The organism is Ralstonia sp. NFACC01 (assembly GCF_900115545.1).
GTDB classification, from domain to species: domain Bacteria; phylum Pseudomonadota; class Gammaproteobacteria; order Burkholderiales; family Burkholderiaceae; genus Ralstonia; species Ralstonia mojiangensis.
Genome location: NZ_FOWV01000019.1, coordinates 1 through 18,621 on the forward strand (window position 1 = coordinate 1; position 18,621 = coordinate 18,621).

The window sequence follows — 18,621 nt, forward strand, 5'->3', positions numbered from 1 at the left end:
GCACCAGCAGGTTCTGATTCACTCCGATCAGGGGTGCCAGTTCACCGGCCACACCTGGCAAAGCTTCCTGCGCGAGCACAACCTGCTGTGCAGCATGAGCCGGCGCGGCAACTGCCACGACAACGCAGTGGCGGAGAGCTTCTTCCAGTTACTCAAACGCGAGCGGGTGCGCCGGCAGATCTATGCCACCCGGCAGGAGGCCAAGTCCGATGTCTTCAACTACATCGAGATGTTTTACAACCCAACTCGGCGACATTCGAGCGCCAACGGTCTATCACCGGTAGAGTTCGAACAACGCCATTCCCAACGGCTCGCGGGTGTCTAGGAAAGTCGGGGCGATTCAGCCTGAAGGTCGCCCTCCACTGTTCGAGGGTCGAGCTTCACTCTCCAACACTCGAACTCCACGGTCTGAGCCTCGCGCTCCATGCTTAGATGCTGGGAGCAGCGTAGACGGTAGGCCTGTCAGCAATTTCGCGTTCAAGGCTGAAGCCCTCGAGAGGCGCCTGATGGCCGAGCGCTATATCAGCGATGGCATGGTTCCGCAGGCTGGCGATGTTGAGCGCCTTACCCGCATCCTGGGCCGACCCGCTGGGCTCGTATCGTGACTTCGCTGCTGCGCTCGCCGGGTGAATCGCATGCGGGCGCTGTGGGGCAACTCGATCCGACTGGAACGGTCTGCAATAAAGCCGCTTGTTGGACTGCAGTTTTCCTGTCTTGTGCCGATTACCAGCGGTGACGGCGTGCCACGCGCGCGCCCCAAACCGACCGCGGTCTGCCTTGTCGAAGAGGCAGACATGCGGTCTGTCGCTGCGCCCAAGACCACGACATGCCCTTTCGCTCCTTCGCCAGACGGCTGGCCACATCGGCAGGCCACCATCCCTTTATCGTTGGTGCCCTGGGGACGCTGCTGACATTGATTGTCCTGGCAATCAGTGCGCTCACACTGTGGGCCAACCGCGAAACGGCCATCGAGCACGCTAACGAAACCTCAAGGAACGTCGCTGCCGTTCTGGCAAGCCACATCTCGCGCACTGTTGAATCGGCAGATCAGTCGCTGCAGACGCTGATCGCCGCACTCGACAAACCCAGCATCCGACACCTCGATCCTGAGGTACAGCACGACCTGCTGTTCAGCCCGACAGCCTCTGCCCGGTATGTCACGGGCATGGGCGTCACAGACGACAAGGGCCGGCTCATCGACGGTTGCTGTTCTGTGACGCACCACTGGGATTTCAGCGACCGCGATTACTTCATCGTCCAGCGCGACCACGCAAACGTTGGCCTCTATATCTCTGCCGTCTATAAGGCGCGCTCACGCGCAGGCGTGGAGGCCATTGCGCTGAGCCGGAGGATGAACCGCGCCGACGGGACGTTCGCGGGCACCGCACTGGTCGCAATCGATCTGGATTACTTCAAGCAGCTTCTTGAGAAGCTCGATGTCGGGCCGCGTGGCATCACGGCCATTGTCCGCACCGACGGAACGCTGGTGGCGAGAAATCCGCCGCCCGGCGCAGCCCGCGCGCTCAATCTCAGCAAATCGTTGACGTTCCCGCGCATGGTGAATCAAGAGTCCGGCTTCTACGTAGCACCGTCGACCAGCGACGGCGTGCTGCGCCTCTATACGTTTCAACGTGTGCCGGGTACACCCTTCATCGCCGTGGTGGCCCCGGCAATGAGCGATGCGCTTGCGCCGTGGCAGCGGTTGTCGTGGATCGTGGGGTTGTCGTCGCTGTCGGTGAGCCTGGCGTTCTGCGCAGGCGTATGGCTGCTGGCTTTTGCGCTGCGCGGGCGCGTGATGGCTGAAAACCACCTGCGCGAGCTTACGCAAACCGACCCGCTGACCGGCCTGAAGAACAGGCGCGCGCTGGATGTCGCACTGGAAAACGAGTGGGATCGCCTGCAGCGGAATGACAGTCGCCTATCCGTGCTGTTTGTCGATGCCGATCACTTCAAACGCTACAACGACGCGCACGGGCATGCCCAGGGCGACTCCGCGCTCCAGTACCTCGCCCACTGCATTTCCAAGCATGCGCGTCGACGCGGCGACCTTGCAGCCCGATACGGCGGTGAAGAGTTCGTGGTGTTGTTGCCCGATACGGGCGAAGCCGGCGCCAGGCAAATCGCTGAAGCGATACGTGCCGAAGTCGAAGGAAACCGCACTGCAGAAGGCAGCCCAGGCTTGGCTCCCTTCACAGTGAGCGTCGGTTGCGCTACGGCGCGCCGCTCGAGCTTCCCGTCTCTGGATGCAGTGACCAAGGCCGCGGACGATGCGCTCTACGAGGCCAAGCGCAAAGGGAGAAACCGCGTTGACTACGCGACAACTCCGTAGCCTCGCAGGCAGGGCTGCTCGCGGCTATCGCCCGCGAGCAGCCCCCGCATAAGCGCCACGCGCGGGTTATTGCAGCGTGGCCCCTCCCCCGCCGAGATACAGCCCGAGCAGACGCGCAAACTGGCCACCGTCGGTGTTGATCGTCGTCTGGTACGTGCCGCCCGAGCCGAAGACGACCGCGAAGGTATGGCCGTCGCCGTATTCCTGTGTGTTGCGCAGCATGTAGTCGACGCGGTTATCGCGATAGTGCTGGTTCGTGCCGCCCGGCGTGCTGGACGGCACACCCAGCGGCGTCTGCCACCACAGAATCGGCAACCCGTTGCCCAATGCGGTTCGGTAGTCCAGGTAGCTGCTTTGCGACTGATGGAAATTGGGCGTGTTGACGTTGGCCTCGTCCCAGTAGAAGGTGCCACTGCGGCCCGTGCATTCCGACACCGCGGCAACTTCGAGGCAGCCGGCGTCACGGTCGCTGGTCTGGGCGACGATAAAGTCGGCTTGGTGCGCGCCCGCAGCACGCATCCCCACCCCAACCGCAGTTGGCGATCCCGACCAGAACGCCGGCGGGAAGCCAATCAGCGCCTTGGGTGCGATCTGGCGCGCCATCTGCACCAGACACTGCCCGATGCCAGCGGCTGTGTTGGGCAGGCTGCTGCATTCGGGCTGGCTGCTCACCACCGCGGCCATCTGCGTCGGATCATGGTTCGGTGCCTGCGCCCACACGTAGCCCCAGAAGTCGGGCTCCAGGTTGACCAGTACAGGCGCGTTCAGGGCGGCAATGCGTTGATACATCAATCGCGCCTGGCTCCAATACGTGTTCATGAACGTTGTGTCAGTGATGCCGCTCAGGTTGCCGTCACCGTTCTGCGCCATTTGGTAGAAGGTGAACATCGGCGTTGCGCCATAGGCCTGGGCGGCCTGCGCGCTGTACGTGATGTAGGCGCCGTCAGGGCTGTTCCAGTAGGGCCACGAGCCAGGTCCCGCGCCGACGAGATAGACGTCGATGATGTCCGGCCGAATGCCCTGGCTTTGCATATCCGAAATCGACTGGCCCGAACCGAGGCCGACGAGCACGCGCGAAGGCTTGCCCAACTTGGCGACGAGTGCGGCGCTGGCCGACTGGGTGGATGTACTGCCGCCGGTAGTTCCACCTCCAGTTCCGCCGGTCTGGCCACCCGTGGTACCGCCCGTGGTGCCTCCGTTGGTACCGCCTTGTGTTCCAGTGCCACTGCCTGTCGTGCTACTGCCCTGCGTGCTATCGGCCCCGCCGCCACAGCCAAATAGCGCGAATGCAATCGCGGCAGCGGCAATCCATCGTTGAGAAAACACGGTCATCGAAAAAATATCCTTGAAAGAAAAGGTGTATCTGGTTGCCGGGGCCTCCATCGGGCCCGTGGCAATCAACTCGCCATGAGCGACGCAATCTGCGCAGCGCTGAGCGCGCCGCGATAGATGCGGAAATCATCGATCCGGCCGCTGAAGGTTGGGTCTGCGCTGTATTGCGATTTGCCCAGCCAGTTCTGTGTGGTGCTCTCCAGGCGGAACGGTGCCTGGAACATGGCTGTGTTGGCGCTCACGGCGGCACCGTCCACGTACAGCGTGCCGGTGGCGCCCGATAGCGTCACGGCAACATGCACCCATCGCTTGCTGGGCAGCTCGGTGGGGGCGTCGATGATCTGTTCCGGAGGGCCATCGCCGGGGCCATTGGCCGTCATGGCAAAGCGCATGCCGGCCCAGCCGCTGCGCAACTGCCCGCGGGGCGTCAACATCATGTAACGGTGAAAGCCCGTTCCGAAGTCGAACAGGCGGGCCCAAGTTTGTGAGCCATCCCAGAACACCCACGCCGCGATGGTGAAGTCCGACACATCGACCAGGAGGTCGTTGGGCAACGCCACGTAGGCGCCCGAGCCGTTAAGCGAGACCGCGTTGCTGCTGCGTCCGGCACCCCATGCCGCACCGTTGAGCGAGCCGTTGCGCCCGTTACCGGAGCTATCGGCTGCGGTGGTGCCGCTGCCCTCATCAAAGGCGAGATGCGCAAGCAGCTGCACCGCCGTGATTGCTTTCACCTCGTTGGAGACAGTGGATTCACCGCTAATCGTTTGCGCTGTCACGACATAAAAATACGTGCCCGCAGCGGGCGGCGTATCGGTGTAGGTCAGCAGATCGGTGATGCCGCTGCGGATGGTGGTGTACGGGCCGCCGGCAATCGTGGCGCGCTTGACGCTGTAGCTGGTGGCGTTGCTGGTGCCCCACCACGACAACACGACCTTGCCCGCGCTGGCATAGCCCGTGAGGCCACTCGGCGCCGCTGCGGGTGTTCCTGGGTCGAGCGTGCACGTGAGCGTGCCATAGCCGAGCTGATCGAAGCCGCCACTGTTCGGGCCGTAGTTGCCGCCACCGCCTTCCGGCGCCACGAGGTCAGCCGCGCGCTTGGTGTAAGGCGCCGCAAGACCTTTCCGGTTGATGTAATGGTTGGCCACCAGCGCCCAGCACGGGCGGCCCAGGGCAGCGCCCTGCCCTCCGGTTGAAAACTGCGTCTGGATAACGCCGGCGCTGTTCTGGTACGTGACAAAGGGCACGGTATAGAACGTGCCGTCCGGCTGCGTCAGGTTGGCTTTGGCGACGTATTCGGCGCCCGCCAGGAAGCGGTTGTTGTCATAGCCGTACAGGTCAATGCCCTGATTCCACGCCATCTCGCAAATGGCACCCGTCAATGCAATGCCGAGCGTGCTGTGGCCCTGATCGCGGCCGGCTTCCTGCCATTGCCCGAGGTTGCCGGGGTGCATGTAATACACGGCCTGCCGGATACAGCCGTTGCTGCCACCGGTCTTGAAATGGGTGATGGCCTCGTTGACGAGATCGGCATCGTCACACAGCACTCCAATGGCCAGAATGCACGCGATGTTAGCCAAGCCCCAGTTGGCCCAGTAGTGCGTATCCATGGCCGTGTCGATACGCGTCAGAAAAGCGTGGCTGACGGGGTAGAAGACCTTGCGCATCATCGCCTGGAACGCGGCCAGGCCGGCCGGGCTCCAGCCGCTGTAGCTGCGCATGATTTCGGCGGCGTTGGCGAACTCGTAGCCGTAGATGCCGGCGGCCAACGCCACGTCGCTGCCGCCCAGCGTTGTCAGCGTCGAGGCCCACTGGTCCAGATACTCGATGGCTTTGTCGGCGTATTGCTTGTCGTTCGACACTTTCCAGCGCAGCGCGTCGCCATAGGCAGCGGCGATGTCGTGGTAGAGCGTGCCGTAGTTCTGGCCATGCGTCGGGTCATTGCCCCGGTAGATGGCGGCTTGCGGATTCGGCTTGTTCGTCAGGCGAGTATGGCCATTCGCAACCAGCACGTTCCAGCTATCGATCCAAGGGGACGCGTGGGCCCCCACTTTGGTGCGCATGCGCGCGAAATCGGCTTCTGTATGCAGCAGGCCTGGATGCGTGAAGCTCTGGATCTGCACGGCCCCGCTGGGCGGCGCAACGGGCGTCTTGTTGATCGGGGAGCCCGGCGCGGTGGTGCTCCCGCCTGTCGTTGTCGCAGGGGCGACGCTCGCAGCGTCGGCATCATCGCCCCCGCCCCCGCAACCGGCCAGCAGCGAGGCTCCCAGCCCCATCACGAAGTGTCGGCGCGAAATTTTCGTGATGCTGCACGGCTGGCAAACCGCTTCCAACAGCGGCTCCCCTGGCACCTGCTTGTTGCTCATACACCCTCCCAACTTTTTTTGTTGTCGTCAAACCGTGCGCAAGGCTGCACGAACCGTGCCACACCCCCTACGAAAGAGGGGTGACGCGGCTTGGTGCGACATGTGACACGAAGCGTCAGCACAGTTCAATGCATTGGCAGGTTTGATGAGCTTTTTTGATAAAGCGGGGATGTGCTTTCCGGCATGGTTGCTTGCGCAAATGGGCGTATCACCGTGACAGCAGCATCGTTTTCGCCCTTCTCCGCCCCGTGTCACCGCGTGATAAATCGCGCAAAATGCTGCGCATCTGAGATGTGGAGGCAGGCGGTGGGCATCAACTTCGACTTGACGGACTTGCAGGCATTTCGCGCGGTGGTGGAGTTGGGTAACTTCCGAAAGGCCGCCGAGGCGATCAGCATTTCCCAGCCCGCACTGAGCCGTCGGATCGATAAGCTCGAGAGCGCGCTGGGCGTGCCCCTGTTCGAACGCACCACACGCAGCGTCACGCTCACCACCGTCGGGCGCGTGTTTGCGCGCAGTGCTGAACAATTGCTCGACGACCTGGACGTCGCCCTGCTCGGCATCCGCGACGTTTCATCGAGCCGCCTCGGGCACGTGACCATCGCATGCGTGCCGTCGGTGGCCTATTACTTTCTGCCGAACCTCATTGCGACGTATCACCGGCGCTTTCCACGCATTCGGGTGAAGCTGCTGGATGCAAGCGCGAACGAAGTGCTCGGCGCCGTCATCAACGGAGAGGCAGATTTTGGCGTGAGCTTTATGGGCAGCCAGGAGCCCGAGATCGAATTCAAGATGCTGCTGCAGGAGCGGTTTGTTGCAGCGTGCCGGCGCGATCATCCGCTCGCCCGCAAGAAGCGCGTGACGTGGAACGAGCTGTACGCACACGAATACGTGTCAGTGGACAAGACCTCCGGCAACCGGCTGCTGCTCGATCAGGCGCTGTCAGCCGTGGCGCCGCGTGCGCCAAGCGTTTGTGAGACGCGGCACGTCACCACCATGCTGGGGTTGGTTGAAGCGGGCCTTGGCGTTGCTGCGGTGCCGTCGATGGCCATGCCGGGGCATGACCACCCGATTCTCACGAGCGTGCCGCTGGTGGAGCCGGTGGTGAACCGGCGCGTAGGCATAGTGAAGCGGCGCGGCCGCGCGCTGACACCAGCCGCCGAGGAATTTCACCGGATGATCATTGAAGCGAAGCGCGGCAGGATGGCGAGCGATGCATAGCATGGGCCGCTTGGCCCATCGCCCCGTCGCCCTGTTTCAATTCAATGTGCAGTCACCGAATCGAGCCCGGTCGATTTCACGTCTGCCTGCACGCCGGGCGAAGCAAGGTAGTCAAGTAGCGCCTTCGCTTCCTTCGGATGCTGTGCCCCAACGGGGATGCCCGCAGCAAAACGCGTAACCGACTGCAACGACTCCGGGATCTTTCCCACGAAGGCGGCACCCTGCACCGGCAGGAGCTCGCTCACTTGCTGAAAGCCGATTTCGTAATCGCCGGTGGCCACCACCGATGCCACCGGAATGCGCGGGATCATCTTCGCCTTCGCCTTGACCTGCTCTTCAATGCCGAGCTTCTTGAACAGCTCGCGCTCGATATAAACGCCACTCGCGCTATCCGAGTAGGCAATCGACTTGGCATGCAGCAGCACCTGCTTGAGCGCCTCTGGCGAGCTGATGTCGGGCTTGGCCGCGCCTTCGCGCACAACCACGCCGATGCGCGAGTCGGCCAGTTCCACGCGTGAGTCTGGAATGACCTTGCCTTGCTTGATCAGATCGTCGAGTGCGTAGCCGACCATGATGACGGCGTCGGCAGGCTCACCGCGCGCGAGCCGATTCGGAATCGCTTCGGGCGATTTGCCCATCGAGGGTCCAAGCGCGGTGTTGAGCGTGTTGCCCGTCTGCGCTGCAAATTTCGGCCCGAGCACCTTGTAGGCGGCGGTGAAGCCACCGGAGCTCATGACGTGCAGCTCGGCAGCCTGAACGTTGACCGCAATAGCCGAGGTGGCGACAAGCGCGGCTGCGCACAGCTTCAGAAACAGAGTCTTCATGGTGAGGGTCATGCCAGGTCGTACGTGTTTGTGAATATGCGGAACGCGCTGTGCGTCAGTGCGCCGGTGCCAGCACCACCGCACGGCGACGATACAGCGTCAACGTCGCCAGGAGCGCGCACACGGCGGCAAAACTCATCCAGTAGCCAGGGGCGGCCTTGTCGCCCGTCATGTGGATGGCGGCCGTCGAGATAGCGGGGGTAAAGCCGCCAAACACTGCCGTCGCAAGGCTATAAGCGAGCGAGAACCCTGCAACGCGCACCTGCACTGGCATCACTTCTGTGAGCGCGACAACCATCGCACCGTTGTAGATGCCGTACATGAACGACAGCCACAACAGCACGAGCAGCATGTTCATGAAGCTCGGCGCGTGAGCAAGGAACGACAGCGCCGGGTACGCGGTGGCAATGGTTAGCATCGTCATGCCGATCAGCAGCGGCCGGCGGCCGATCCTGTCGGAGAGCACACCACCAATCGGCAGCCAGACGAAGTTCGACACCCCTACGCAGAGCGTGACGAGCAGGCTGTCTGCCGTGCTCAGGTGCAGGACCGTTTTACCGAACGTCGGCGCATAGACGGTGATGAGGTAGAAGCTCGTGGTGGTCATCGCCACGAGCATCATGCCGGCGATAACGACGCCCCAGTTTTGCACCAGCGTGCTGAATACGTCCTTCATGCTCGGACGATGCTTGCGGGCCTTGAACTCCTGCGTTTCCTCAAGATTGCGGCGCAGCGCGAAGATGAACGGCACGATCATGCAACCGACGAAGAACGGCACGCGCCAGCCCCATGCGGCGATGGCCGGTGCACTCAGCCATTGGTTGAGCGCAAACCCCAGGCCCGCTGCCACGACGATGGCCACCTGCTGGCTGGCGGACTGCCAACTCGTGAAGAAGCCCTTGCGGCCGGGCGTGGCCATCTCGGCCAGATACACCGATACACCACCCAACTCGGCACCCGCCGAGAAGCCCTGCAGGAGACGCCCGAGCAACACGAGTGCAGGCGCCAGGAGGCCGATCGTGGCGTAGCCGGGAACAAACGCGATCAGCACGGTCCCGCTTGCCATGATGGACAGTGTGACGATCAAGCCCTTTCGGCGGCCGACATCGTCAATGTACGCACCCAGCACGACGGCGCCCAGCGGCCGCATGAGGAACCCGGCGCCAAAAACGGCGAAGGTCATCATCAGCGAGGCGAACTCACTCTGGGCGGGAAAGAAGACGTTGGCGATCTGCGTGGCGTAGAAGCCAAACAGGAAGAAGTCGAACTGCTCCAGGAAATTCCCGGCGGTGACGCGGAAGACCGCGGCGGCCTTTGATTGCCCGGTCGAAAGGCTGGACTGGGGGTGCATCGAGGTGTCTCCTGGAAGCCAAAAAAAGAATACGCCGTCGAACGGCGTTTTGTCGTTTTGGCAATATTCACCGGGAGACCGAGAAACGAGAAGTGCAATTTTCGGAAGGATTGATGTGCTTAGGTTATCAATCCTCGTACCGCTCCTCATGAGGGGTTGCCGCGGAGGCGAGTCACGAAACTCGCCTCCACATGACAAGCACGCTCGCTTACTGCTTGGCGGGTTCAGCGTACACGCGCTTGGCGAACGTCGCGATCGCATCCGCCATCGCCTTGGGCTGTTCGGGTGCAAATGCGTGGCCTGCATTCGGCACCACAACCACCGTCACACGATCGCCCAGCATCGATTTCAGCACCTGCGAGAAGCGTCGCGGTGCCACTGCGTCGTGTTCTGCCTGCAAGTCCAGGATTGGCGCGTTCCCGGCCGCAAAGTACGCATCGACCGGCGTCACGTTGCGGGCATGGGACTCGGCCTCATGCGTCTCTTCATGCCAGCCACCGAGCCAGACGCGCGGGTCGTTGCCCGGTGCAAAGAAGGCTTTCCGCAGGTATTCCAGCCGCTGCTCTTCCGACAGATGCATGTCACCTGCGCCGTCGATAGCCTTGCGCATCTCTGCGTTGATGGGTTTCTCGGTCGAGCCCGGCGGTACCTTGCCGGCGGAAGCTGCCACCAGAACCACGCCACGCACCAGCTCGGGGCGATCCACCGCCACCATGCGCGCCGGGAAGTTGCCCCAGGCGTGGCCGACCACCACGGCCGGCCCTTGCTTCTCGTGCTCGATCACCGCAGCCACATCGGCGGCGAAGGCGTGCATGTCCAGATTCGCCATCGGACCCTTGCTCTGGCCAATGCCACGCGGCTCGGGGCGCAACACGCGAAAGCCATCGGCGACGAGCCTGTCTGCAACCTGGTCGTAATCGCGCCCCGAACGGCCCAGCGACGGCAGGATGACGATCAATGGGCCTTTGCCCTGCCGCATCACCTCGATCTGCACGTTGCTGTACTTGACCAGTTCACGATCGATCTGGCCGGCATCCGTTGCCGCCAGCGCAGAGAAGGAAAGCATGGCCGCGGCCAATGCGGTACAGCCGTACTTGATCAGTTTCATGATGTTCTCCTTGGTGTGGATAGGCATGCCGCGCGGATGCGCCGGCGCGCGTGTTGTTGTGTAGACGGAATCAGGACGCGCCCGCATAGACACGTCGGGCGAAGCGCGCGATGGCGCGGCTCATCGCTGCGGGTTGCTCAGGCGCCATGGCGTGCCCGGCGTTGGAAATCACCTCGACGGTCACGCGGTTGCCCAGCATGGGCTTGAACACGTTGGGTACGACCACCGCGTCGTACTGCGCCTGGAGATCGAGCATGGGCACCGTGCCGCCGGCAAAGTACGCATCCACAGGTGTGACGTTGCGGGCGTGGGCCTGTGCATGGTGGGTATCGGGATACCAACCGCCCAGCCACGGCTTCGGGTCGTGACCCGGAGCGAAGAACGCCTGACGCAGATAGTCCAGACGCTTTGCCTCAGGCAGCGCGAGGTTGCCGGAGCCATCAATCGCTTCGCGCAACCGGCCATAGGGCTTTTCGTTGGAGCCGGGCGGCAGCTTGCCGGCAGAGGCTGCAGCCATGACAAGGCCGCGTACCAAGTCCGGCCGATCCACCGCCAGCATGCGCGCCGGCTGGCTGCCCCAGGCATGCCCCACCACGACAACGGGCCCCGTCTTTTCCTGATCGAGCACGGCGGCAACGTCGGCCGCAAACGCATGCATGTCGAGATTGGCCATCGGGCCCTTGCTTTGGCCAATGCCGCGCGGTTGCGGACGCAGGACACGCAGCCCATCCGCAGCAAGCAGGCGGGCCACCTCGTCGTAGTCTTCAGCGCCGCGCCCCAGCGACGGCAGGATGACAACGGTCGGCCCACTTCCCTGGCTCAGGGTTTCGATCTGCACATCGCCGTGGCGGACGAGCTTTCGCTGCACGTCTGGACTGGTTTGTGTCGACGTGGCGCAGGCGGACATCGTCAGAATTAATGCGGCGCCCAGAAGGCACTTCTGCAACGTCATGGAGTCTCCTTGTTCCGGGATCTGGCCCGGTTGTTGTTTGTTTCGGGCAGCAGTTGCCCCTCGCGGCTGGAAACCCACCGCGATGCACCGGACAACCGCAACGGATCGGGCTATTTCTATTTGGTGGAAATCGGATCGAGCCCCGTCTGGATCAGCTTGGCGGCGACTTCCGGAGAACGCAGATACGTGATGAGACCTTCGGCGGCCTGGCGCTCCTTTGCATCCTTTGCCACTGCAACGGCAATCACGCTCGTCTTCTGCACTTCAGCAGGCAGTGGCCCCACATATTGGATGCCGTCGAATGCCCGCAGCTCACTGATCTGCTGCAGGCCCAGATCCGCCTCGCCGCGCTCAAGCGCCGAGCCGACCAGCTCCTTGCCCCGGATCAGCACGCTCTTGGCTTTCATCTGCTCGGCAATCCCAAGACGCTCGAACAGCGTGCCGGTGATGTACGTACCGCTCGCCCCTTCGGAAAATGCCACCGACTTGGCCGCCAACAAGGTTTGCCGCAGATCGTCAACGGTCTGGATATTCGGCTTGGGCAAGCCCTTGCGCACCGCCACGCCCACGCCTGACGCCACCAGGTCAACGCGCGACTCCGGAATGAAGCGCCCTTGCTTCACTTGGTCCGTCAAGGCGGCGCCGATCATGAAGCACACATCCATCGGCTCGCCGTTCTTGATTCGCATCGGCAAGGCGTCGGGCGAGGTGCCATAGGACGGCCCCCACGCGATGACCAGATGGTTGCCCGACTGCTGCTCATACGCCGGTATGACCTTCTCGAAGGCGGCGTGCAACGCGCCGGTCGCCAGCACGTGGACATCGGCGGCCAAGGCGACACTGGTGGCAGCAATGAGCGGTATTGCACCGAGGCTGCGCACTGCAAAGCGCCGCACACTGGATTGGAATGGCATGTGTTGTCTCCTCTTCGTTATTGGTGTGTGTGGGGGGGTACAGGGCTAGACCGCTCCGCGTGTATTCACGTACAGGGCATAGAGCGATGTGGTGGACGCCATGAACAGGCGATTGAGGTGTCGGCCGCCGAAGCATAGGTTCGCGCAACGCTCCGGCAGTGCGATGTGACCGATCGCGGTGCCGTCGGGGGCGAACACGCGCACGCCATCAAGCTCCGCCGTGCCCGTGCCCCAGCCGCACCACAGGTTGCCGTGCACATCGACACGGAAGCCGTCCGGCGCACCGTCCGCAGCATCGATCAGCACACGGCGATCGCCCAGCGCTTTGCCGTCGACCACATCGAAGGCGAGGATCTCGCGCGGCCGCGCACGCGATGCCACCACGTAAAGCGTGCGTTCATCCGGCGAGAACGCTAATCCGTTGGGGCCGAGCACATCGTCGGCAACACAGTCCAATCGTCCGCATGGGTCGATCCGGTAGATGCTGGCCGGCAACTGCGGCTCGGCAATCTGGCCCATGTAGTCACTCACTAGGCCGAACGGCGGATCGGTAAACCACACCGCGCCGTCACTGGCAACGACCACATCGTTCGGAGAATTGAGCGGCTTGCCATCGAACTCGCTGGCCAACACGGTGATGCTGCCGTCGTATTCCGTGCGCGTGACGCGGCGCTGACCATGCTCGCAGGCAATCAACCTGCCCTGCCTGTCGCGCGTCAGACCGTTGGCTTTGTCTGAGGGCGCGCGGTATGTCGCCACTGCGCCGGACGCCTCATCCCAACGCAAGATGCGATCGTTCGGCAAGTCGGTCCAATAGAGCGCCCCTGCATCGCCAAACCACACGGGGCCTTCTGCCCAGCGGCAGCCCGCCCAGAGCCGTTCGACCTTTGCGTGCGGCAAACGGTAGTGCTCGAATCTCGGGTCGAGGATGCGCACCGCGGGGTCGGGTGTACGCAGGCTCGGTTGCCATCCATCGTTACTCATCGCTGGCCCTCTTTGACGCGTGTCAGCAGCACCAGAGAAAGCAGCGTTGCCAGCACCAACATGGCACCCATGCCAATCAGCCCCGCCTTGAACGAGCCCGTCGCATCTTTGAGCCAGCCCACCATGTACGGGCCAAACAACCCGCCAAGACTGCCCACCGAGTTGATGAATGCCAGCCCGCCCGCAGCGGCCTGCTTATCGAGGAACGTGGCTGGAATGCTGTAGAAGCAGGTGCGCACGGACGACAGCCCGACCACCGCCACCGTCAATCCGAGCATGGCCGGCACCAGCGCATCGGACGCCACCGACGCAAAGAAGCCCAGCGCCGCCACCGCACAGGTGATAACCAGATGACGAACGTAGCGCTGCGTGCGGGCGACCACACGTGCCCAGCCCAGCATCACCAAGGCGCCGACGACGTAGGGCAGTGCGGTAGCAAAGCCCACCTGCGTGTTCGAGAGGTGATGCGTCTTCAAGATGGTCGGCATCCACACGCCAATGCCGAGAATGCCGATGATGTAGCTGAACAAGATTCCCGTCAGCAGCCAGACACGCGCGTCTTTGAGGGCGGGCCCGAGGCGATGCTCAACCGCTGTGCTGCGCTCCCGCTCGATGGCAGCCGCCAGGGCGGCGCGCTCCTCCGCTGTCAGCCATGTTGCGTTATCCGGGCGATCGGTCAGCATGCGCAGGCACAGCACGCCCAGCACGCAGGCCGGCAACCCCTGCAGGATGAAGAGCCATTGCCAGCCGTGCAGCCCGAGCCAACCGTCCAGCTCCAGCATCGATACCGACAACGGCCCACTGAACACCGACGACAACGGAATCGCGGCTAGGAACCAGCCCATCATGCGTGTGCGATAGCGCGACGGAAACCACAGCGTCAGATAGAAGATGACGCCGGGGAAGAAGCCCGCCTCGCCAATACCAGCGAGCAAGCGGATCGCCGCATAGCTATTGGGGCCGACAGCCAGGCTCGTGGCGGCGGCAAACAGGCCCCATGTGATCATGATCCGCGCCAGCCAGCGGCGCGCGCCATAGCGATACAGCGCCAGGTTGCTCGGCACCTCGAACAGGCAATAGCCAACATAGAAGATGCCGGCAGCCAAGCCGAACTGGGCCGCACTCAAACCCAGATCGCGGTTCATGGTCAGCGCGGCAAAGCCGACGTTGGTCCGATCGAGATAGTTGACAAAGTAAGCTAGCGCCAGCAGCGGAACCAGGCGCCAGGCAGCCTTGCGGCAGGCGCTCTGCTCAGCAGAGTGCTCTGCCTGGGTGGCATCGATCAACGTGGCTTGCATGGCGATGCCTCAGAAATAGAGCCGCTGCGGGTTATGGACCAACACAGCTTCAGCTGCTTCGGCGCCGCAGGCTTCCTGCACGAACGCGAGCAGGCTGCTGTCGTCGGGCACGTCGCCTTTGATGTTGGGATGCGGCCAGTCCGTGCCCCAGATGGCCCGCTCGGGCGCCGCTTGCACCAGCCGCCTGACCAGGGGCAGCGCTGCAGTCCAGGGCGGCGCTGCGCCTTGCATCAGGCGGTCGACTCCCGACAACTTGATCCACCGATTGTCTTGACGCAGATGACGCTCCAGCTCCCGCATGGCAGCTTCGTCCAGCGGTCGGGTCGCATCCTGCCGGGCCATGTGGTCGATCACCAGCGGCACGTCGAGGTCTTCCCACGCGTTAAGCACCAGCAGAAGCTGATCCAGTTGCCCATGGAGCAGCACGTGCCAACCCATCGGCCCGACACGCTCGGCGAGTTCGCGCAAGCGGCCCAGATCACGATCGCCCGGCAGGTGACCCATGAAGTTGAAGCGGATGCCACGCACGCCGCCTTCATGCAGTTCACGCAGGGCGTCGTCACTCGTGGTGTGGTCGACCAGCGCGACGCCGCGATAGCGCCCTTTCGTCATCGCCAGCGCTGACAGCAGCGCACGGTGATCCGACTGGTAGCACGCCGCCTGCACCAGCACACCGTGCGTAACGCCTAGTTGCTCATGCAGCGCAAGCAGTTGCGTCATCGGGGCTTCTGCCGGTCGATACGACGCGTCGGCCGGCAGCGGGAACGCGTCCCAAGGCCCGTAGATGTGCGTATGGCAATCCCATACGCCGCCGTTCAGTTCGCCTTGCATGGTCAGTCGCACCGCGCCGTCATGCCGCCGTCGACCACGACTTCGGTACCTGTGACAAAACGCGCCTCGTCAGAAGCCAGGAACAGCGCGGCATGCGCGGTATCACGCCCGTCGCCCATGAAGCCAAGCGGAATGCGGGCAAGCCGGCTTTCCAGCAGCTTGTCGACATCGCCGCCGGAGCGCTGGCCAGCCAGGCGCACTTCCACCATAGGCGTATGCAATTGCCCCGGCACCACGGTGTTCACGCGAATGCCCTTCTTCGCATACTCGACCGCCACCACCTTGGAGAGCTGGATCACGCCGGCCTTGCACGCGGCGTAAGCCACTTGCGCCGAGCCCGTCCAGCGGATCCCGGATGTCGACGCCGTATTGACGATGGCGCCACTGCCCTGTGCTTCCATCACGGGCAGCACGTGCTTGCAGGTGAGGTAAACACTCTTGAGGTTGAACGCGACCTGGGCATCCCACTTGTCTTCCGACAACGCCACAGGGCCGCCGGCAGCGGAGCCACCAACGTTGTTCACCAGGATATCGACGCGGCCGTATTGCTCCACGCAGGCATCGACCATGCCTTTGACGGCCGTGGTGTCGGTCACGTCGCAGGTGTACGGTGTGACCTCACCACCCGCCTCGCGCACGCGGCGCAGCGTTTCTTCCATGGCATCGAAGCTCTTGTCGACGGCGAATACGCGCGCTCCAGCCATCGCAAACAGCACGGCCACAGCGCGGCCGTTGCCCCAGCCCGGCCCGACGCAGCCCGCGCCGGTCACGATGGCCACCTTGCCTGCCAAACGGCCCGCAGCCGTGGCTTGTTCAAATTCGGTCGTTGCTTGCACAGTGAATTCCTCGTTGCTTATTGCCGTTACATCGGCAGTTGCGTCGGCAGTTCCGGCGTCGCACCGGCCGGCGCGGGCACGTTGAATGCCTTGATGGTCATGGAGATGAGCGTGTAGTAGCCCGCAATGCCCACCAGATCGACCACGCCGTCTTGCCCGATGGCGCCAACCAACTCGGCGTACAGGCCGTCGTCCACTTCGCGCTTGGCATGCAGTTGCGTCAGGAAGGCGAAGACGAGCGCCTCGTCGCGCTGCGCGAACGCCGGGTTCATGCCATCACGAATGGCGTCGATCACCACCGGCGACACACCGGCTTCCAGCGCGAACGGCTTGTGCGCGGCCCATTCGTATTCCGCCAGCCAGTAGCGGCCCATGAACAGGATGGCCAGCTCGGACAGGCGCGGCGGCAGGCTGCTGTCGTAGCGGCAGTAGCGTCCGAGTGCCTGTGCGCGGTCGGCCAGCAGCGGGCGATGCAGCCAGACGGCCAACGGGCCGCGCACACCCTTGCGGGGGCCGTTGGCAATGGCGTCGTAGACGGCGCGCTGGTCTGCGTCCAGCGCATCAGGATCGAGGGCGGGAATGCGTTGCATGTTGATGTTGTTCAGTGGCTTAGTGAGTCAGCGCGTCCTGCGCCACCGCAGCCTGTGCGGCGGGCTTCTGCAGCTTGAGGAGAGAAGAACGGGCCTGCCCGCCGGTCTCGCGCTGGAAAGCTTCGGCGTCGAACGCACCTTCCCAGCGGGCGATGGCGAACACCGCCACGGTGTTGCCCACCACGTTGACGAGCGCAGTGGCAATCGCCATCACGCGGTCGATACCGAACAGCAAACCGAGGCCGGCCACGGGCAGCGAGCGCACCGATTGCAGCGTGGCCGCCAGCTTGACGAACGCCCCGCCGGCAACCGTGGTCCCGCCCTTGGAAGTGAGGCTCAGGATGGCGAGCAGCCCGAGTTGCTGCCACAGCGAGAACGGCGTGTCCGTCGCCTGCGCAATGAAACCCACGGCGATGGCCATGTAGATGGACGTGCCGTCCAGGTTGAAGCTGTAGCCGGCGGGCAGCACGAAACCGACCACGGCCTCATCACAACCTGCGCGTTGCAGCTTCTCCACCAGGCGCGGGAAGGCCACCTCGCTTGATGCCGTGCCGAAGATCAACAGCATCTCGTCGCGAATCAGCTTGAGCACGCTGAAATACGGCAGACCGATCATCCACGTAATCGAGCTGAGCACACCGAACACGAACAGCAGCGAGGCGGCGTAATACAGCACGATGACCTTGAGCAGATAGAGCAGCGTCACGCCGCCATAGCTGCCCACGGCTGCAGCCATGGCGCCAAACGCGCCGAGCGGTGCCAGCTTCATGATGAAGCCGAGCATGCGGAACAGCACCTTCTGCGCTTCGTCCATGCCACGCAACAGAACCGAGTCCGGCCCCACCGAGAGGTTCAGCGCCAAGCCTGCCAGGATCGAGATGATCAGCACCTGCACGATGTCGCCCTTGGCAAAGGCATCGACCAGCGTGTGTGGAATCAGGCTGAGCAGATAGTTGACGGCCGAGATGCCGCCGGCGCCGCTTGTGGCTTTCACCGCATCAGCGCTTTCTGCAAGGTTGGTGGCATGCAGCCCCACACCGGGCTCGAACACGTTGACGAGCACAAAGCCCAGCACCATGGCCACCGTACTGACTACCTCGAAGTACACCAGCGACTTCACGCCCATGCGGCCCAGCATGCGCAGGTCGCGCACGTGTGCCAGGCCCTGCACCAGCGTGCAGAAGATGATCGGGGCCAGCATCATCTTCAGCAGCGCGATGAACGCCTGCCCGATGGGTTTCATGGCAACGGCCCACTGCGGTGCAGCGATGCCGAGGACGACCGCACACGCCAGGCCGATCAAGACCTGCACATGCAGCTTCTTCAGATGTTTCATGGTGTCTCCTGCGTCCAGTCATTCAGCGCTATGCCGCTACCAGGCGGCACCTGGGTGCTGGACTTGTCTTACTTGAAAGGCGGTCGTCGCTGGGGGGCGTGAACGCCGTCTCCGCTACGCGTTTGGTGATTTGTTATTTGTGGAAAGCATAGATTGACGGTCTTTTCTTGACAAAGACCATGTGAACATACAAACCTATGCTGACACGGCATATCTCAACGCAAGCATGGACATCCGAGAACTCAAGAGCTTCATTCGCGTGGCGCGTGCCGGCAGTTTCAGCCGTGCAGCCGCCGAGCTGTACATCGCGCAACCGGCGCTGAGCCGGCAGATTGCAAAACTGGAGGCCGAG

At 63.3% G+C, this 18,621-nt stretch carries 17 protein-coding genes and 1 pseudogene; 5 read left to right on the forward strand and 13 right to left on the reverse strand.

What is annotated here, in order from left to right; genetic code table 11:
- The 3 genes and pseudogenes from BM136_RS24645 to BM136_RS24655 all read left to right on the forward strand — a co-directional run.
- A partial coding sequence (locus tag BM136_RS24645) for an IS3 family transposase (RefSeq protein WP_139219374.1) occupies nucleotides 1-325 on the forward strand: 325 nt, incomplete at its 5' end.
- Between the two features lie 163 nt (nucleotides 326-488).
- Nucleotides 489-630: pseudogene (locus BM136_RS25655) on the forward strand (NmrA/HSCARG family protein); the annotation flags it as partial.
- Between the two features lie 196 nt (nucleotides 631-826).
- Nucleotides 827-2,329 carry a GGDEF domain-containing protein gene (locus tag BM136_RS24655; RefSeq protein ID WP_092977037.1) on the forward strand — a complete coding sequence of 501 codons (1,503 nt, stop codon included), beginning with the start codon at nucleotides 827-829 and terminating at the stop codon, nucleotides 2,327-2,329.
- 66 nt (nucleotides 2,330-2,395) lie between these two features.
- On the opposite strand, the gene BM136_RS24660 is transcribed toward BM136_RS24655, so the two are convergent.
- On the reverse strand, nucleotides 2,396-3,661 hold the full coding sequence (locus BM136_RS24660; protein ID WP_092977040.1) for a hypothetical protein: 1,266 nt from the start codon (nucleotides 3,659-3,661) through the stop codon (nucleotides 2,396-2,398).
- Between the two features lie 65 nt (nucleotides 3,662-3,726).
- On the reverse strand, nucleotides 3,727-5,934 hold the full coding sequence (locus BM136_RS24665; RefSeq protein WP_217649374.1) for a LamG-like jellyroll fold domain-containing protein: 2,208 nt from the start codon (nucleotides 5,932-5,934) through the stop codon (nucleotides 3,727-3,729).
- Between the two features lie 396 nt (nucleotides 5,935-6,330).
- On the opposite strand from BM136_RS24665, the gene BM136_RS24670 reads away from it, so the two are divergent.
- A complete protein-coding gene (locus tag BM136_RS24670) occupies nucleotides 6,331-7,245 on the forward strand; it encodes a LysR family transcriptional regulator (RefSeq protein WP_092977070.1) in 915 nt (304 codons plus the stop codon).
- Nucleotides 7,246-7,286: 41 nt separating this feature from the next.
- Here the strand turns inward: BM136_RS24670 and BM136_RS24675 are convergent, their stop codons facing one another.
- The 11 genes from BM136_RS24675 to BM136_RS24725 form a co-directional block, all read right to left on the reverse strand.
- Nucleotides 7,287-8,069 carry a substrate-binding domain-containing protein gene (locus BM136_RS24675; protein ID WP_092977073.1) on the reverse strand — a complete coding sequence of 261 codons (783 nt, stop codon included), beginning with the start codon at nucleotides 8,067-8,069 and terminating at the stop codon, nucleotides 7,287-7,289.
- 55 nt (nucleotides 8,070-8,124) lie between these two features.
- Nucleotides 8,125-9,420, reverse strand: a complete 1,296-nt coding sequence (locus tag BM136_RS24680; RefSeq protein WP_092977043.1) for an MFS transporter — start codon at nucleotides 9,418-9,420, stop codon at nucleotides 8,125-8,127.
- A 208-nt stretch (nucleotides 9,421-9,628) separates the two neighbouring features.
- On the reverse strand, nucleotides 9,629-10,528 hold the full coding sequence (locus BM136_RS24685) for an alpha/beta fold hydrolase (protein ID WP_092977076.1): 900 nt from the start codon (nucleotides 10,526-10,528) through the stop codon (nucleotides 9,629-9,631).
- A 70-nt stretch (nucleotides 10,529-10,598) separates the two neighbouring features.
- Nucleotides 10,599-11,480, reverse strand: coding sequence for an alpha/beta fold hydrolase (locus BM136_RS24690; RefSeq protein ID WP_254775752.1), 882 nt, complete (start codon nucleotides 11,478-11,480; stop codon nucleotides 10,599-10,601).
- A gap of 116 nt (nucleotides 11,481-11,596) precedes the next feature.
- The gene (locus tag BM136_RS24695) at nucleotides 11,597-12,394 is read right to left on the reverse strand and encodes a substrate-binding domain-containing protein (protein ID WP_092977046.1); all 798 of its coding nucleotides are present in this window, start codon (nucleotides 12,392-12,394) and stop codon (nucleotides 11,597-11,599) included.
- A 45-nt stretch (nucleotides 12,395-12,439) separates the two neighbouring features.
- On the reverse strand, nucleotides 12,440-13,378 hold the full coding sequence (locus BM136_RS24700) for an SMP-30/gluconolactonase/LRE family protein (protein WP_092977049.1): 939 nt from the start codon (nucleotides 13,376-13,378) through the stop codon (nucleotides 12,440-12,442).
- Nucleotides 13,375-14,676, reverse strand: a complete 1,302-nt coding sequence (locus BM136_RS24705) for an MFS transporter (RefSeq protein WP_092977052.1) — start codon at nucleotides 14,674-14,676, stop codon at nucleotides 13,375-13,377. The genes BM136_RS24700 and BM136_RS24705 overlap by 4 nt, the downstream gene beginning before the upstream one ends.
- 9 nt (nucleotides 14,677-14,685) lie before the next feature.
- Entirely contained in the window at nucleotides 14,686-15,507 is an 822-nt protein-coding gene (locus BM136_RS24710; RefSeq protein WP_092977055.1) for an amidohydrolase family protein, read from the reverse strand.
- A 2-nt stretch (nucleotides 15,508-15,509) separates the two neighbouring features.
- The gene (locus BM136_RS24715) at nucleotides 15,510-16,343 is read right to left on the reverse strand and encodes an SDR family NAD(P)-dependent oxidoreductase (RefSeq protein WP_092977058.1); all 834 of its coding nucleotides are present in this window, start codon (nucleotides 16,341-16,343) and stop codon (nucleotides 15,510-15,512) included.
- A gap of 26 nt (nucleotides 16,344-16,369) precedes the next feature.
- On the reverse strand, nucleotides 16,370-16,933 hold the full coding sequence (locus BM136_RS24720; RefSeq protein ID WP_092977061.1) for a carboxymuconolactone decarboxylase family protein: 564 nt from the start codon (nucleotides 16,931-16,933) through the stop codon (nucleotides 16,370-16,372).
- A gap of 19 nt (nucleotides 16,934-16,952) precedes the next feature.
- A complete protein-coding gene (locus tag BM136_RS24725; RefSeq protein WP_092977064.1) occupies nucleotides 16,953-18,269 on the reverse strand; it encodes a cation:dicarboxylate symporter family transporter in 1,317 nt (438 codons plus the stop codon).
- Between the two features lie 226 nt (nucleotides 18,270-18,495).
- Here BM136_RS24725 and BM136_RS24730 point away from each other — a divergent pair.
- A partial coding sequence (locus tag BM136_RS24730; RefSeq protein WP_139219418.1) for a LysR family transcriptional regulator occupies nucleotides 18,496-18,621 on the forward strand: 126 nt, incomplete at its 3' end.

Coding starts and splice junctions, on each gene's coding strand:
- BM136_RS24665 (WP_217649374.1), bottom strand. CDS start 5,934: ATGGGGCTGGGAGCCTCGCTGCTGGCCGGTTGCGGGGGCGGGGGCGAT.
- BM136_RS24660 (WP_092977040.1), bottom strand. CDS start 3,661: ATGACCGTGTTTTCTCAACGATGGATTGCCGCTGCCGCGATTGCATTC.
- BM136_RS24690 (WP_254775752.1), bottom strand. CDS start 11,480: ATGACGTTGCAGAAGTGCCTTCTGGGCGCCGCATTAATTCTGACGATG.
- BM136_RS24710 (WP_092977055.1), bottom strand. CDS start 15,507: ATGCAAGGCGAACTGAACGGCGGCGTATGGGATTGCCATACGCACATC.
- BM136_RS24655 (WP_092977037.1), top strand. CDS start 827: ATGCCCTTTCGCTCCTTCGCCAGACGGCTGGCCACATCGGCAGGCCAC.
- BM136_RS24685 (WP_092977076.1), bottom strand. CDS start 10,528: ATGAAACTGATCAAGTACGGCTGTACCGCATTGGCCGCGGCCATGCTT.
- BM136_RS24705 (WP_092977052.1), bottom strand. CDS start 14,676: ATGCAAGCCACGTTGATCGATGCCACCCAGGCAGAGCACTCTGCTGAG.
- BM136_RS24695 (WP_092977046.1), bottom strand. CDS start 12,394: ATGCCATTCCAATCCAGTGTGCGGCGCTTTGCAGTGCGCAGCCTCGGT.
- BM136_RS24725 (WP_092977064.1), bottom strand. CDS start 18,269: ATGAAACATCTGAAGAAGCTGCATGTGCAGGTCTTGATCGGCCTGGCG.
- BM136_RS24720 (WP_092977061.1), bottom strand. CDS start 16,933: ATGCAACGCATTCCCGCCCTCGATCCTGATGCGCTGGACGCAGACCAG.
- BM136_RS24675 (WP_092977073.1), bottom strand. CDS start 8,069: ATGAAGACTCTGTTTCTGAAGCTGTGCGCAGCCGCGCTTGTCGCCACC.
- BM136_RS24680 (WP_092977043.1), bottom strand. CDS start 9,420: ATGCACCCCCAGTCCAGCCTTTCGACCGGGCAATCAAAGGCCGCCGCG.
- BM136_RS24700 (WP_092977049.1), bottom strand. CDS start 13,378: ATGAGTAACGATGGATGGCAACCGAGCCTGCGTACACCCGACCCCGCG.